Consider the following 15,761-nt stretch of genomic DNA (forward strand, 5'->3'; position numbering starts at 1 on the left):
CAGCACTATGGAAGAAAAGAAGAAAAAAGTAGTGGTGGCATTCAGCGGCGGACTGGACACATCGTTCACCGTCATGTACCTCGCCAAAGAAAAAGGTTACGAAGTATATGCAGCTTGTGCCAATACGGGCGGTTTCAGTGAAGAACAACTGAAAACGAATGAAGAGAACGCCTATAAACTGGGAGCTGCGAAATATGTAACGATAGACGTCACTCAGGAATACTACGAGAAGAGCTTGAAATATATGGTTTACGGAAATGTGCTGCGTAATGGTACTTATCCGATTTCGGTCAGTTCCGAACGTATCTTTCAGGCATTGGCTATCGCACGTTATGCCAACGAAATCGGCGCGGACGCTATCGCCCACGGTTCTACCGGAGCAGGTAACGACCAGATTCGTTTCGACATGACTTTCCTCGTACTGGCTCCAAATGTGGAAATCATCACGCTGACCCGTGACATGACATTGAGTCGTCAGGAAGAAATCGACTATCTGAACAAGCATGGTTTCAGCGCGGACTTCACCAAACTGAAATACTCGTATAACGTAGGTCTGTGGGGTACTTCCATCTGTGGTGGCGAAATCCTCGATTCCGCACAGGGATTGCCGGAAACTGCTTATCTGAAACACGTAGAAAAGGAAGGTAGCGAACAACTCCGCCTCACTTTCGAGAAAGGCGAACTGAAAGCTGTCAACGACGAGAAGTTTGATGACCCTATCAAAGCTATTCAGAAAGTGGAAGAAATCGGTGCCGCTTATGGTATCGGTCGTGATATGCATGTAGGAGATACGATTATCGGTATCAAAGGCCGTGTAGGTTTCGAAGCCGCCGCTCCGATGCTGATTATCGGCGCTCACCGCTTCCTTGAGAAATATACACTGAGCAAATGGCAGCAATACTGGAAAGATCAGGTAGCCAACTGGTACGGTATGTTCCTACACGAAAGCCAGTATCTGGAACCTGTGATGCGTGACATCGAAGCCATGTTGCAGGAAAGCCAGCGCAACGTGAACGGTACGGCTATCCTCGAACTTCGTCCGCTTTCTTTCTCTACCGTAGGCGTGGAATCGGAAGACGACCTCGTGAAAACCAAATTCGGAGAATACGGTGAAATGCAGAAAGGCTGGACAGCCGAAGACGCGAAAGGCTTTATCAAAGTGACCTCTACTCCGCTGCGTGTTTACTATAACAACCATAAAGACGAAGAGATATGATTAAAGCAGGAATCATTGGTGGCGCAGGATATACGGCAGGCGAATTAATCCGCCTGCTGCTCAACCATCCGGAGACTGAAATCGTATTTATCAACAGCAGCAGTAATGCCGGAAACAGAATCACCGACGTACACGAAGGCTTATATGGGGAAACAGACTTGAGATTCACCGACCAGTTACCTCTGGACGAAATCGATGTTCTTTTCTTCTGCACAGCCCACGGCGACACAAAGAAATTCATGGAAAGCCATAACATACCGGAAGACCTGAAGATTATCGACCTCTCCATGGACTACCGTATCAAGAGTGACGACCACGACTTCATCTACGGTCTGCCGGAACTGAACCGCCGCGCTACCTGTACGGCGAAGCATGTAGCGAATCCCGGTTGTTTTGCCACTTGCATCCAACTCGGTCTGCTCCCGCTAGCCAAGAACCTGATGTTGACAGACGATATTTCTGTAAATGCCATTACAGGAAGTACCGGAGCCGGAGTGAAACCGGGAGCTACCAGTCATTTCAGTTGGAGAAACAATAACATGAGTGTGTACAAAGCATTCGACCACCAGCACGTGCCGGAAATCAAACAATCGCTGCAACAGTTGCAGAACAGTTTTGATTCCGACATAGACTTTATTCCGTATCGTGGAGATTTCCCGCGCGGCATCTTCGCTACGTTAGTAGTGAAAACTAAAGTATCACTGGAAGAAATCGTCCGCATGTATGAAGAGTATTATGCAAAGGACTCATTTGTGCATATCGTAGACAAGAATATAGACCTCAAACAAGTAGTCAACACCAACAAATGTCTGATACATCTTGAGAAGCATGGCGACAAGCTATTGATTATCTCCTGTATCGACAACCTGCTGAAAGGTGCCAGCGGACAGGCGGTTCACAACATGAACCTGATGTTCAACCTGGAAGAGACGGTAGGACTGCGTTTGAAGCCTTCAGCTTTTTAAAAACAGAAGAATTATGAATTTATTCGACGTATATCCTTTATATAATATCAATATAGTCAAGGGAAAAGGTTGCAAAGTCTGGGACGAGAACGGGACTGAATACTTAGATCTTTACGGCGGACACGCCGTTATCTCCATCGGACACGCACACCCTCACTATGTAGAGATGATTAGCAACCAGGTAGCCAATCTTGGTTTCTACTCGAACTCGGTAATCAACAAGCTACAACAACAGGTAGCCGAACGGCTGGGAAAAATTTCCGGCTATGAGGATTACAGCCTGTTCCTTATCAACAGCGGTGCCGAAGCGAATGAGAACGCGCTGAAACTGGCTTCTTTCTACAACGGACGTACCAAAGTGGTTTCTTTCACCAAAGCCTTCCACGGACGTACTTCACTGGCAGTAGAAGCGACCAACAATCCGTCCATCATCGCTCCTATCAACAACAACGGTCACGTTGTCTATCTTCCTCTGAATGACACCGAAGCCATGAAGCAGGAATTGTCTAAAGGAGACGTATGCGCCGTTATCATTGAAGGAATACAAGGTGTAGGCGGCATCAAGATACCGACTACCGAATTTATGCAGGAACTCCGCAAGGCATGTACCGAGACAGGCACTATCCTGATTCTCGACGAGATTCAGAGCGGATACGGACGTAGCGGTAAATTCTTCGCCCACCAGTACAATGACATCAAACCGGACATTATCACCGTAGCCAAAGGTATCGGAAACGGATTCCCGATGGCGGGTGTTCTTATCAGTCCGATGTTCAAGCCTGTGTACGGACAGCTAGGAACCACTTTCGGCGGAAACCATCTGGCATGCTCGGCAGCCCTTGCCGTAATGGACGTTATCGAACAGGAAAACCTGGTAGAAAACGCGGCTAAAGTAGGTAACTACTTGCTGGAAGAGTTGAAGAAATTCCCGCAAATCAAAGAAGTACGCGGACGCGGGCTTATGATTGGACTCGAATTTGAAAACCCCATCAAGGAATTGCGCAGCCGTCTCATCTATGACGAGCACGTGTTCACGGGAGCAAGCGGTACGAACGTACTGCGTCTTCTGCCGCCTCTCTGTCTCAGCATGGAAGAAGCGGACGAGTTCCTTGCGCGCTTCAAGAAGGTACTCTAAACGCTCATTTGATTAATAAACAGCCAACGATAAAAGCAGTCTCTATCAGAAATTTATTTCTTATTCAGGCTGCTTTTTGTTTTTTCGCAATTTACCGTTACCTTTGTCTATGACAACTCATTAAAAACAAGCGTAATATGAAAATAGCTATCATCGGTGCAGGCAATATGGGCGGTTCCATCGCTCGCGGCCTGGCAAAAGGAAGTCTGATAGAAGACTCGGATATCATCATATCCAACCCCAGTGCAGGCAAACTGGAACAATTGAAAAAAGAATTTCCGGGTATCTCTACAACTCACAACAATGCCGAAGCGGCGCTGGGAGCAGACATCGTTATCCTTGCCGTAAAGCCTTGGTTCATGCAACCCGTAATGCGCGAGTTGAAACTAAAAAGCAAACAGATACTTATCTCGGTAGCCGCCGGCATCAGTTTCGAGGAACTGGCGCATTATGTGGTATCACCGGAAATGCCGATGTTCCGCCTTATCCCCAACACCGCTATCAGCGAACTGGAAAGCATGACACTCGTTGCCGCACGAAATACCAACGACGAACAGGATAAATTCGTTCTCCAACTCTTCAAGGAAATGGGCACCGTGATGCTCATCCCCGAAGACAAGATAGCGGCAGCCACCGCACTGGCTTCCTGTGGCATCGCCTACGTTCTGAAATACGTGCAAGCAGCCATGCAAGCCGGCATCGAAATGGGTATCCGCCCGAAAGACGCCATGACCATGGTAGCCCAATCACTGAAAGGGGCAGCCGCACTGATTCTGAATAATGACACCCACCCCAGCGTAGAAATCGACAAAGTGACTACCCCGGGCGGAATCACTATCAAAGGAATCAATGAACTGGAGCATAACGGCTTCACTTCCGCTATCATCCAAGCGATGAAAGCATCCAAATAAAACCACAAAATTATTAATCATAAAATACCGACTACTTGTATGAATGACCAAATTAAACAGATAGCAGAACGCCTTCGCGGATTGCGTGATGTACTGGAACTGACTTCTGAGGACATTGCCCGCGACAGCGACATCTCTGCTGAAGAATACCGACTTGCAGAAACAGGAGAATACGACATTTCTGTCAGCATGCTGCAGAAGATTGCACGTACGTATAATGTTGCCCTCGACGCCCTGATGTTCGGCGAAGAACCTAAGATGAGTAGTTATTTCGTAACCCGCGCAGGCAAAGGCGTCAGCATTGAACGTACGAAAGCCTATAAATACCAGTCACTGGCATCGGGCTTCATGAACCGCACTGCCGACCCGTTCATCGTTACCGTTGAACCGAAAGGGGACGACGAACCTATCCATTATAACAAACACAACGGACAAGAATTCAACCTTGTGATTGAAGGACGTATGCTCATCAATATCGAAGGCAAAGAAATCATCCTCAATCAAGGAGACAGTATCTATTTCAATTCCAAACTCCCACATGGCATGAAAGCGCTCGATGGCAAAACGGTACGTTTTCTGGCAGTAATTATGTAATAATATCATGGTAGAAAGATTTTTATCACAGACCTCTTTCAGTTCACAAGAGGATTTTATCAAAAACTTGAAAATAAACGTCCCGGAGAACTTCAACTTCGGTTATGACGTAGTAGATGCCTGGGCTGCCGAACAACCCGACAAGAACGCATTGCTCTGGACAAACGACAAAGGCGAGAGCCGCCAGTTCTCATTCGCCGACATGAAGCGATATACGGACATGACCGCCTCGTACTTCCAAAGTCTGGGCATCGGTCGCGGCGACATGGTAATGTTGATTCTGAAACGCCGTTACGAGTTCTGGTACAGCACTATCGCCCTTCACAAGCTGGGAGCAACCGTTATCCCCGCCACTCACCTGTTGACCAAAAAGGATATTATCTACCGTTGCAACGCTGCCGACATCAAAATGATTGTAGCCGCCGGTGAAGGAATCATCCTGCAACATATCAAAGATGCCCTGCCCGACTGCCCGACTGTCGAGAAACTGGTCAGCGTCGGCCCGGAAATCCCCGAAGGTTTCGAAGATTTCCATCAGGGAATAGAGAATGCCGCCCCGTTCGTACGTCCGAGACATGCAAATACCAACGATGATATTTCGCTAATGTATTTCACTTCCGGCACTACCGGCGAACCTAAAATGGTGGCGCATGACTTTACTTATCCGTTAGGTCATATCGTAACAGGTAGCTTCTGGCATAATCTGGACGAGAACAGCCTTCACCTTACCATCGCTGATACGGGCTGGGGAAAAGCCGTATGGGGAAAACTTTACGGACAATGGATTGCCGGAGCAAACATCTTCGTGTATGACCACGAGAAATTCACTCCCGCCGCCATTTTGGAAATGATACAGAATTATCATGTCACTTCCCTCTGCGCGCCGCCTACTATCTTCCGCTTCCTGATTCACGAAGACCTGACGAAGTTCGACTTGTCTTCACTCAAATACTGTACGATTGCCGGTGAAGCTCTGAATCCTGCCGTATTCGAGACATTCAAGAAACTGACAGGTATCAAACTGATGGAAGGTTTCGGACAGACGGAAACTACCCTGACTATCGCCACCATGCCTTGGATGGAACCGAAACCGGGAAGCATGGGACTGCCGAATCCGCAATACGATGTTGACCTGATCGACCACGAAGGCCGTTCTGTTGAAGCCGGAGAGCAGGGACAAATCGTAATCCGCACCAGCAAAGGCAAGCCTCTCGGACTTTTCAAAGAGTACTACCGCGATGCGGAACGTACACACGAAGCCTGGCATGATGGTATCTATTATACTGGAGACGTTGCTTGGAAAGACGAAGACGGCTACCTTTGGTTTGTCGGCCGTGCAGACGACGTTATCAAGAGCTCCGGTTACCGCATCGGCCCGTTCGAAGTGGAAAGTGCGTTGATGACTCATCCGGCTGTTGTGGAATGTGCTATTACCGGAGTACCCGACGAGATTCGCGGACAGGTAGTAAAAGCTACGATTGTTCTATCCAAAGACTATAAAGCACGTGCCGGAGAGGAACTCATTAAGGAATTACAGAATCATGTGAAGAAAGTGACTGCTCCTTATAAATATCCGCGTGTGATTGAATTTGTGGAAGAACTCCCGAAGACTATCAGCGGCAAGATTCGCCGGGTGGAAATTCGTCAGAATGATGAAAAATAAATAAGAAACGTTCTATCCTACATGGGATGCCGGCTGTAACTTCCATTACAACCGGCATTTTTTATCATCCACAGTCCCAGTTTGTTTCTTTACATTCACTCAAAACAGGAAGTCTTGTTTTTTCATTCAATAGTTTTCCATATCTTTGTCCCGCAATGACTTGATACAACCATTTAAAATAAAACCAGCATGAAACTTATTTGCCGCATTATCGGAATATTACTTTTAATCTTATGTACGTCTGCACCTGTCATAGCTGATAGCAATAAGAATACAGTCAACAAGCAAGTTATCTCCAATCATGATGAATTTGAAACTCTAATGGAGAAAATAAGAAAAGATTTTGCACAAAATCCACTTATTGACGAGGCTTTAAACAAATACAACTCCGACAAAGGCTGTTTTACCGATGTAGACTACAGCCGCCGCGACCGCACCAATTGGGAGCCTCTCATCCACATAAACCGACTGTATGATTTTGCTTTTGCCTATACCAATCCGCAGAACACTTACTATCAGAGCGAGGACATTTACAATAAGATAGTGAAAGGACTGGAATATTGGTATGAACGTAATCCGCACTGTAACAACTGGTGGTACAACCAAATTGCCGAACCACAGAAAATCGGCATATTGCTTATACAGATGCGTACCGGTCAAAAACAGATACCGGCAGCACTGGAAACCAAAACCTTGCAACGCATACGTAAAGATGGCGGAGATCCTGCCAAATGGACGGGTGCCAACCGGACAGACATTGCGCTTCACTGGATTTACCGTGCCTGTCTGGAAAAGAACGAAACCGACTTGAAAACGGCTCTCGAAAATGCTTACAGCCCGATAGAATACACAGTCAAAGAAGGTTTCCAACATGACAACTCTTACTTTCAACATGGGGTACAGCTTTATATCGGCGGATACGGTGATGAAATTCTGAAAGGAACCACACAGGTAGCCATGTACACGCAAGGAACCCGATATGCGTTGGATGCCGAAAAGATACGGATTCTGAGCAAATTCATGCGCGGGACTTATTACCAGACCATTCGGGGACAACACATGCTCTTCGACGTACTCGGCAGAGGTATAAGCCGGAAAGATATAACCGACAAAAGTGCCACTGCGCTGTTTGCCGAACGGATGATTGTTCTCGATCCGGAACATGCCGACGAATATAAGACCATCATCGCACGCCTGAAAGGCAAGCAGCCTGCCGATTATAAATTACAACCACTGCACACACATTATTTCCGGGGAGATTATACCCTGCACGTACGTCCCGGATATACTTTCGACGTCCGCATAGTATCCACCCGTACCATGCGTTGCGAATACGGTAACGGAGAAAACTTAAAGACTTATTTCCTGTCGGACGGATGCACCAATATAGCAACACAAGGCAACGAATACGTTAATATCCTTCCTGTATGGAACTGGTGCAGAATCCCCGGAACAACCGCTCCGCAACTGGATACGATTCCGATGGCTGCAAGCGACTGGCAGACCAGGGGAACATCGACTTTTGCCGGTGGTGTATCCGACAGTATCTACGGAGTATCCGCCTACTCCTACACAGATAACTATGCAGGAGTCAATACCGGTGCCAAAAAAGCATGGTTCTTCTTCGATAATGAAGTGGTATGTTTAGGAGCAGGAATCAATTCTACTTCTCACGCGCCTATATACACTACAATCAACCAATGCCTGCTGAACGACAAGAATATACTAGTATCACAGAACAAGAAACAAACAGCTATAAAGAAAGGAGAATTTTCCTACGATTCTCCCGACTGGACTTTACATAACGAAATCGGATATATTTTTCCGCAAGGCGGGCGGATATACCTGAACAATGAGCAACAAGCAGGCTCATGGTATGACATTAACCATACCGAATCGAAAGAGATGCAACACCGGGAAGTCTTCACTCTTGGATTTGACCACGGAACTACTCCTCACAACGCCACCTATGCATATATCATAATACCGGGGATAACTTCCGCCCGGCAGATGGACACATACAATAAAAAGAATCCTGTTGAAATCCTAGTCAATACGGATTCGATGCAGATTGTAAGACACAAAAAGCTGAATATCTGGCAAATGGTATTTTATAGGAAAGGAACTTTCACTCATAAGGAGATTACCGTAAAGGTGGACAAAGCATGTACACTAATGCTCAAAAACATCTATCAGGACAATGCGGAATTGCATATTGCCGACCCTGCACAAAGCCAGTCGTGTGTCAAAGTAGATGTATGTATTCCCAAGGTTTCCAAAGATACCCGAAGCATCCTATGTGATTTTGAAAATACTGGCATCTATGCCGGTGCATCCAAGAAATACCTTCTTTATAAGAAACAATAATCCATTTGAGTTCCACATAATCCCCTTGTCAGCATGCTCTGGCGAGGGGTTATTCTCACTCTTACGAGAAAAAATACTCATAGATATGAGTATTTTTTCTCATAGGGGTGAGAATGGTTGAGAAAAAACACTGGCTGATAATTTGTATAGAGGAAGAATGCTCTTTATTACATCTGTTTATTGGATTATATCATCGAAAACAGCTATATTTGCTACATAATTCAAGATATTTTATCTCCAAACGAATTTAAACAGCAGATAATGAGCCCAGCCGTCATATCTATTACTATTGTGGCATACTTTATAATCCTGTTCACTATTTCTTATATAGCAGGACGCAAAGCCGACAATGAAGGATTCTTTGTTGGGAATCGTAAATCAGCTTGGTATATAGTAGCCTTTGCCATGATCGGTTCCACGATTTCCGGAGTTACTTTCGTTTCCGTTCCGGGTATGGTGCAGGCAAGCAGCTTTTCTTATCTGCAAATGGTACTCGGATTTATAGTCGGACAGATTATCATAGCGTTTGTGCTCGTTCCTCTCTTTTACCGCATGAATTTAGTTTCCATTTACGAATATCTGGAAAACAGGTTCGGAAGTTCATCCTATAAGACGGGCGCATGGTTCTTCTTTATTTCAAAGATGTTGGGGGCAGCCGTCCGGCTCTTTCTCGTATGCCTGACATTGCAACTGCTTATCTTCGAACCTTTTCATCTCCCGTTCTTGCTGAATGTTATCCTAACCGTATTTATCGTATGGCTCTATACATTCCGCGGCGGGGTGAAGTCATTGATATGGACAGATGTCCTGAAAACATTCTGTCTGGTAGTTTCTGTCGTCCTTTGTATCTATTATATCGCTTCCAGTCTGCATCTGAATTTCAACGGTCTGGTCACTACGATTTCGGACAGTGACTTCTCCAAGACATTCTTTTTTGATGATGTCAATGACAAGCGGTATTTCTTCAAGCAATTCCTCGCGGGGATATTCACCGTCATTGCCATGAACGGGCTCGACCAGGATATGATGCAGCGCAACCTAAGCTGCAAAAATTTCCGGGATTCACAGAAGAATATGATTACAAGCGGAATTTCCCAGTTCTTTGTCATTCTGCTTTTTCTGATGTTGGGAGTATTGCTTTATACTTTTACAGCGCAGCAAGGTATTGAGAATCCAGGAAAAAGCGACGAGCTATTTCCGATGGTCGCTACCGGAAACTATTTTCCCGGCATAGTCGGAATATTGTTCATAATCGGGCTGATAGCTTCCGCCTATTCTGCGGCAGGATCTGCCTTGACAGCACTGACCACTTCCTTTACCGTAGACATCCTACATGCACAGAAAAAAGAGGAAGCCGCACTCAGTAAGATACGAAAGCATGTACACATTGGCATGGCAGTCGTCATGGGAGCGGTTATTTTCGTTTTCAATCTGCTAAACAATACCAGTGTAATTGACGCGATTTACACATTGGCAAGTTATACATACGGCCCTATTTTAGGACTGTTTGCTTTTGGCATCTTCACCAAGAAACAAGTTTATGATAAATATATCCCGTTAGCAGCTATCGCGTCCCCTGCACTTTGCTATATCCTGCAAAGAAATTCGGAAGCCTGGTTCAACGGTTACCAAATCAGTTACGAGTTGTTGATTATCAATGCCCTGTTCACATTCCTCGGGCTTTGTTTGCTCATCAAAAGACAAGACAAAGAAACATCTTTCACAACTCATACTACAAAACAAGAAATAAAATAATGAAAACAACAATCAACTGTTTTCTTCCTTTCAGCAGGTTGGAAGAAACGATGCAGACGGTTAAGGAGTTACGAGCATCGACACTGGTAGACAAGATTTATTTATTGGCATCACCGATTACCAATGTCTGCATCCCCGGATGCGAACTCATCTCCGTAGAGAAAATGCAATCGACACAAGCGATGCGGGCTATTGCAGAACATTCTGATAAAGCATATACTTTAGTTTACACCAAACGTACTGCGCTGCGACTAGGCATGTTCGCTCTTGAAAGAATGGTTCAAGTCATGGAAATGACCCAAGCAGGCATGGTCTATGCAGATCATTACCAACAAGTGGACGGTGTGCTAAAACCTGCTCCGGTCATTGACTATCAACCCGGTAGCCTACGAGATGATTTCGATTTCGGTTCGGTATTACTGTTCAATGCCAACACATTCAAGGAAGCGATAAAAGATACGGAAGAGGAATATCAATATGCAGGCTTGTATGATTTGAGACTCAAAATATCCCAAAAGAACAAACTGGTACATATCAACGAATATCTATATACCGAAGTAGAAAGCGACAAGCGGAAAAGCGGTGAGAAGCAGTTCGATTATGTAGATCCTAAAAACCGTCAGGTACAGATTGAAATGGAACAGGCATGCACCAGGCATTTGAAGGAGATCGGCGGATATCTTTATCCCAACTTCTGTCCCGTAGACTTCTCTTCCCATACTTTTGAATATGAAGCTTCTGTTATTATACCCGTACGCAACCGTATTCGCACAATCAAAGATGCCGTATGCTCGGCACTGAACCAGCAAACGACCTTTCCGTTCAATGTCATTGTCATCGACAACCATTCGACAGACGGAACCAGTGAAGCTCTGCGTGAACTTAGTTCGGACAAGCGACTGATTCACGTCATTCCCGAAAGAGATGACCTCGGTATAGGCGGATGTTGGAATGTAGGTATCCATCACGAGAAATGCGGAAAGTTTGCCGTCCAACTGGATAGCGACGACGTGTATAAAGACGAACATGCGCTGCAAATTATGGTTAATGCTTTCTATGAACAGAATTGCGCGATGGTTATCGGCACTTATAAGATGACTAATTTTGATATGCAGGAAATTGCCCCCGGCATCATCGACCATAAGGAATGGACGCCCGACAACGGACGAAACAATGCATTACGTATCAACGGTCTGGGAGCTCCCCGTGCATTCTACACGCCCATTCTTCGGGAAATCAAAGTCCCGAACACAAGTTATGGAGAAGACTATGCCCTTGGATTGAAAATCTCACACGATTATCAGATAGGCAGAATATACGACGTGATTTACCTTTGCCGCCGTTGGGAAGGCAACTCGGATGCCGCACTGTCTGTTGAAAAAGTCAACCAGAATAATCTATATAAAGACCGACTTCGTACGTGGGAATTGGAACAGCGCATCCTGCAACAAAAAACGAGATTAGAGAATTTTCAGCAGGAAATCGAACAGTTATTCCAAAAGCAGATCCTTTCATGGAAACTTGCCAAAGAGAATTACCAGGCACTGGAACAGTATCAGTCACGAACGAAAAAAATAATTAAAAGGATGGATGGCAAATATTTCAGCGCGCAGCTATTCCTTAATCCTAAACGTATACTTTCGGCTACCGCACAGACAGATACTGTCTCTATTCACTCACGGCCTTGCTTCCTCTGCCAAACAAACCGACCGCAGGAACAAGAGTTCCTCAGTTTTGGGAATTATCAGATACTGGTTAATCCCTATCCCATATTTAAGCACCACTTTACAATTGTAGACAAGGAACACAAGCCGCAATCCATAGCCGGGCGTTTTAATGATATGATAGAATTCACAGACAGAATGAAAGAATACTTCATTTTGTATAATGGACCGGAATGTGGAGCTTCCGCTCCCGATCATGCCCATTTTCAGGCTTGCGGTAAAGAGGAAAGTATGCAGGGGACATATTACGACAGCAATAAAATAATAGATAACGACAATGTGGAAATCTATTATGAAAATTTCCCGTTCAGTTTTATCTCTATTCGGGCAAAGAACAAGAATATAATGTCGCTAGCCTTTCACTTGATTTACGACATCTTAGCCGCCGATAGCAACGGCAAGGAACCCATGATGAATATTCTTGCCTGGTATGGCTTGGAATGCACCAAAGATTTTTTTGGAGAGCACTACGACGATGAATTTGAGTCAGTGGCCGAACGCCCTTACAATTGTGTTATCTTCCTACGCAGCAAGCACCGTCCTGACTGTTATTACGCCAAAGGAGACGAACAAATTCTCATCAGTCCCGCTATTGCTGAAATGAACGGCATATTCCCTATAGTACGCGAAGAGGATATGGAGAAACTGACTCCTGAAAAGGTATATGATATCTATCAGGAAGTATCGATATCTAAAGAAAAACTACAAGAAATAGCAGAACGCATTAAAGCCGCCTTATGACAGAGCCTCAAATAGCAGTTGGTATTCTTTCCGGGAAAGAGATTCAATTCTCTTTCCCGGATGAATTCATTTCTTCTGATGGAATAGCAATCTCCGGAATACAGCAAGCCGTTTATCGGAAAGGGAAAATCTATTGGCAGGAAAAAGAATATGATGAATTGTCCTTCACTCCCCAACAAACGACGTCTTCTTTTTTTGAATTGCAGGACGTAACCATCGGTATCAATTTCCATTGGGAACGTAAAGAAGTTCAGAGATTCAAAGGTGAATTGAAGATTATCGTTGAAGACGACAAGCTGACCGCCATCAATATAATTTCCATCGAAGATTATCTCACCAGCGTGATTTCATCAGAAATGAGCGTAACGGCTTCTTTGGAACTCCTGAAAGCACATGCGGTTATCTCCCGAAGCTGGCTACTTAATAAATTAAAAATTGAGAATGAAAAATTAAAAAATAAGATGCAACCGGACAGCGCAGCCATTTCTCAATTCTCAATTCTCAATTCTCAATTTATCAAATGGTACGACCATGAAGCCCACAAAAACTTTGATGTATGTGCCGACGACCATTGCCAGCGTTATCAAGGAATCACACGTGCCTCAACGTCACGGGCTATTGAGGCTGTTTCCGCTACACGGGGTGAAGCACTTATGTACAAAGGAAAGATTTGTGACGCCCGCTTCTCCAAATGTTGCGGCGGCGCTTTTGAAGAATTCCAGAACTGCTGGGAGAATGTAAGGCATCCTTATCTTATCGGACAACGGGACAGCCAAACTACAAACAAACTTCCTGACCTGACCATAGAAGCCGAAGCCGACAAATGGATACGCACTTCGCCCGTCGCATTCTGCAACACACAGGACAAGAAGATTCTCAGTCAGGTTTTAAATAACTACGACCAGGAGACTGCGGACTTCTATCGTTGGAAGGTAAGCTATTCCCAAGAAGAACTGTCCGAACTGATTCACAAACGCTCGGGCATTGATTTCGGGAAGATTATAGATTTAATTCCCGTAGAAAGAGGAACGTCCGGTCGTCTCGTCCGACTGAAGATAGTAGGCACGCTACGCACACTCACCATCGGAAAAGAACTGGAAATACGCCGTACGTTATCGAACTCCCATTTATATAGCTCCGCTTTCGTTGTGGATAAGGAATACAAAGAAGAAGATAGAGAATACAAAGAAGAAGAGCAAAAAATCCCTTCCCACTTTATCCTCACCGGTGCCGGATGGGGACATGGAGTAGGGCTTTGCCAGATTGGTGCTGCCGTAATGGGAGAAAAAGGTTATAAATACGAAGAGATACTATCTCACTACTACCCCGGTAGTATGATTGAGAGACAATATAAATAAAATCAGACTGATGCCATGACAACGCCAACCATAAACAAAAATCCCTGGAGTTGGATTCCAACCCTCTACTTTGCAGAAGGGCTACCCTATGTAGCGGTAATGACTATTGCCGTCATCATGTACAAGCGCCTGGGATTATCCAATACGGAAATAGCCTTATATACTTCCTGGCTTTATCTCCCCTGGACTATCAAGCCTTTGTGGAGTCCTTTCGTCGATTTGGTTAAAACGAAGCGTGCCTGGGTTATCGCCATGCAAGGACTCATTGCTGCCGGATTTGCAGGAATAGCCTTTTTTATTCCTACGCCCCACTATGTGCAATTCACCCTTGCCTTTTTCTGGCTGTTGGCGTTCAGCTCGGCTACGCATGACATAGCAGCGGACGGTTTCTATATGCTCGGGCTCAACAACAAAGAGCAATCTTTCTTTGTAGGTATCCGAAATACATTCTACCGGCTCGCCAATATTTTCGGTCAAGGTATTCTTGTGATGCTGGCAGGATGGTTGGAGACATCGCTAAACAACATTCCTTTGGCATGGAGCATCACGTTTTACTTTCTGGCGGGATTATTTCTTGCGCTTACCCTATACCATCGCTTTATTCTGCCCCGCCCCAGTTCTGATGTCAAACGCTCCGGCCTGACACCGGGAAAGTTATTGGAAGATTTTCTCCTGACTTTCGTCACTTTCTTCAAGAAGAAGCATTTAGGGCTTATGTTCTTCTTCCTGCTCACCTACCGTTTGGGAGAATCGCAATTAACCAAAATAGCCTCTCCTTTCCTGCTCGATACTACGGATAAAGGCGGGCTGGGATTATCTACGGCAACAGTCGGCATGATTTACGGCACGATAGGTGTCATAGCCCTGCTAGTCGGTGGAATTATCAGCGGCTTCCTTGTTTCACGAGACGGATTCAGGAAATGGATACTCCCCATGGCACTAGCCATCAACCTGCCGGATATTTTATACGTATGGATGGCTGCCACCACTCCGGATAATCCCCTGTTTATAGCCATCTGTGTAGCTATCGAGCAACTGGGCTACGGCTTCGGCTTCACAGCTTATATGCTTTATCTGATTTATATTGCGGAAGGCGAGCACAAAACTGCCCATTACGCAATCGGAACCGGATTTATGGCACTGGGCATGATGATTCCGGGAATGCCCGCAGGCTGGATACAGGAACACACCAGTTACACCAGCTTCTTTATCTGGGTATGTATTTGTACCATACCCGGCATTATCGCTTCATTAATGATTCGCAACCGGTTGGATGATTCTTTTGGAAAGAAACAATAAACAATTTACTTAATAACTTAACACATTAACAAG

At 45.3% G+C, this 15,761-nt stretch carries 11 protein-coding genes; all 11 read left to right on the forward strand.

Going from position 1 to position 15,761, the window contains the following annotated elements:
* Positions 1-7: 7 nt before the first annotated feature.
* The 11 genes from BQ7997_RS12460 to BQ7997_RS12510 all read left to right on the forward strand — a co-directional run bounded on the left by BQ7997_RS12460 (position 8) and on the right by BQ7997_RS12510 (position 15,728).
* Entirely contained in the window at positions 8-1,216 is a 1,209-nt protein-coding gene (locus BQ7997_RS12460) for an argininosuccinate synthase (RefSeq protein ID WP_073346750.1), read from the forward strand.
* Positions 1,213-2,181, forward strand: coding sequence for an N-acetyl-gamma-glutamyl-phosphate reductase (argC, locus tag BQ7997_RS12465; protein ID WP_073346751.1), 969 nt, complete (start codon positions 1,213-1,215; stop codon positions 2,179-2,181). Before BQ7997_RS12460 ends, argC begins: the two co-directional genes overlap by 4 nt.
* Before the next feature lie 13 nt (positions 2,182-2,194).
* On the forward strand, positions 2,195-3,316 hold the full coding sequence (locus BQ7997_RS12470; protein WP_073346752.1) for an aspartate aminotransferase family protein: 1,122 nt from the start codon (positions 2,195-2,197) through the stop codon (positions 3,314-3,316).
* A gap of 137 nt (positions 3,317-3,453) precedes the next feature.
* Positions 3,454-4,227 carry a pyrroline-5-carboxylate reductase gene (gene proC / locus BQ7997_RS12475; protein WP_044654756.1) on the forward strand — a complete coding sequence of 258 codons (774 nt, stop codon included), beginning with the start codon at positions 3,454-3,456 and terminating at the stop codon, positions 4,225-4,227.
* A gap of 39 nt (positions 4,228-4,266) precedes the next feature.
* Entirely contained in the window at positions 4,267-4,821 is a 555-nt protein-coding gene (locus tag BQ7997_RS12480) for a helix-turn-helix domain-containing protein (protein ID WP_022137203.1), read from the forward strand.
* Positions 4,822-4,828: 7 nt separating this feature from the next.
* Positions 4,829-6,484, forward strand: a complete 1,656-nt coding sequence (locus tag BQ7997_RS12485) for an AMP-binding protein (RefSeq protein WP_044654757.1) — start codon at positions 4,829-4,831, stop codon at positions 6,482-6,484.
* A 189-nt stretch (positions 6,485-6,673) separates the two neighbouring features.
* Positions 6,674-8,851: a polysaccharide lyase 8 family protein gene (locus tag BQ7997_RS12490; protein ID WP_073346753.1), complete on the forward strand. Its 2,178-nt coding sequence runs from the start codon at positions 6,674-6,676 to the stop codon at positions 8,849-8,851.
* Positions 8,852-9,112: 261 nt separating this feature from the next.
* Entirely contained in the window at positions 9,113-10,606 is a 1,494-nt protein-coding gene (locus BQ7997_RS12495) for a sodium:solute symporter (RefSeq protein ID WP_073347394.1), read from the forward strand.
* Positions 10,606-13,071, forward strand: coding sequence for a DUF4922 domain-containing protein (locus BQ7997_RS12500; protein WP_073346754.1), 2,466 nt, complete (start codon positions 10,606-10,608; stop codon positions 13,069-13,071). The genes BQ7997_RS12495 and BQ7997_RS12500 overlap by 1 nt, the downstream gene beginning before the upstream one ends.
* On the forward strand, positions 13,068-14,429 hold the full coding sequence (locus tag BQ7997_RS12505) for a SpoIID/LytB domain-containing protein (RefSeq protein WP_073346755.1): 1,362 nt from the start codon (positions 13,068-13,070) through the stop codon (positions 14,427-14,429). The genes BQ7997_RS12500 and BQ7997_RS12505 overlap by 4 nt, the downstream gene beginning before the upstream one ends.
* A gap of 15 nt (positions 14,430-14,444) precedes the next feature.
* Positions 14,445-15,728: an MFS transporter gene (locus BQ7997_RS12510; RefSeq protein WP_073346756.1), complete on the forward strand. Its 1,284-nt coding sequence runs from the start codon at positions 14,445-14,447 to the stop codon at positions 15,726-15,728.
* The last annotated feature ends 33 nt before the right edge of the window (positions 15,729-15,761 follow it).

Source organism: Bacteroides congonensis, assembly GCF_900130125.1.
GTDB classification, from domain to species: Bacteria; Bacteroidota; Bacteroidia; order Bacteroidales; family Bacteroidaceae; genus Bacteroides; species Bacteroides congonensis.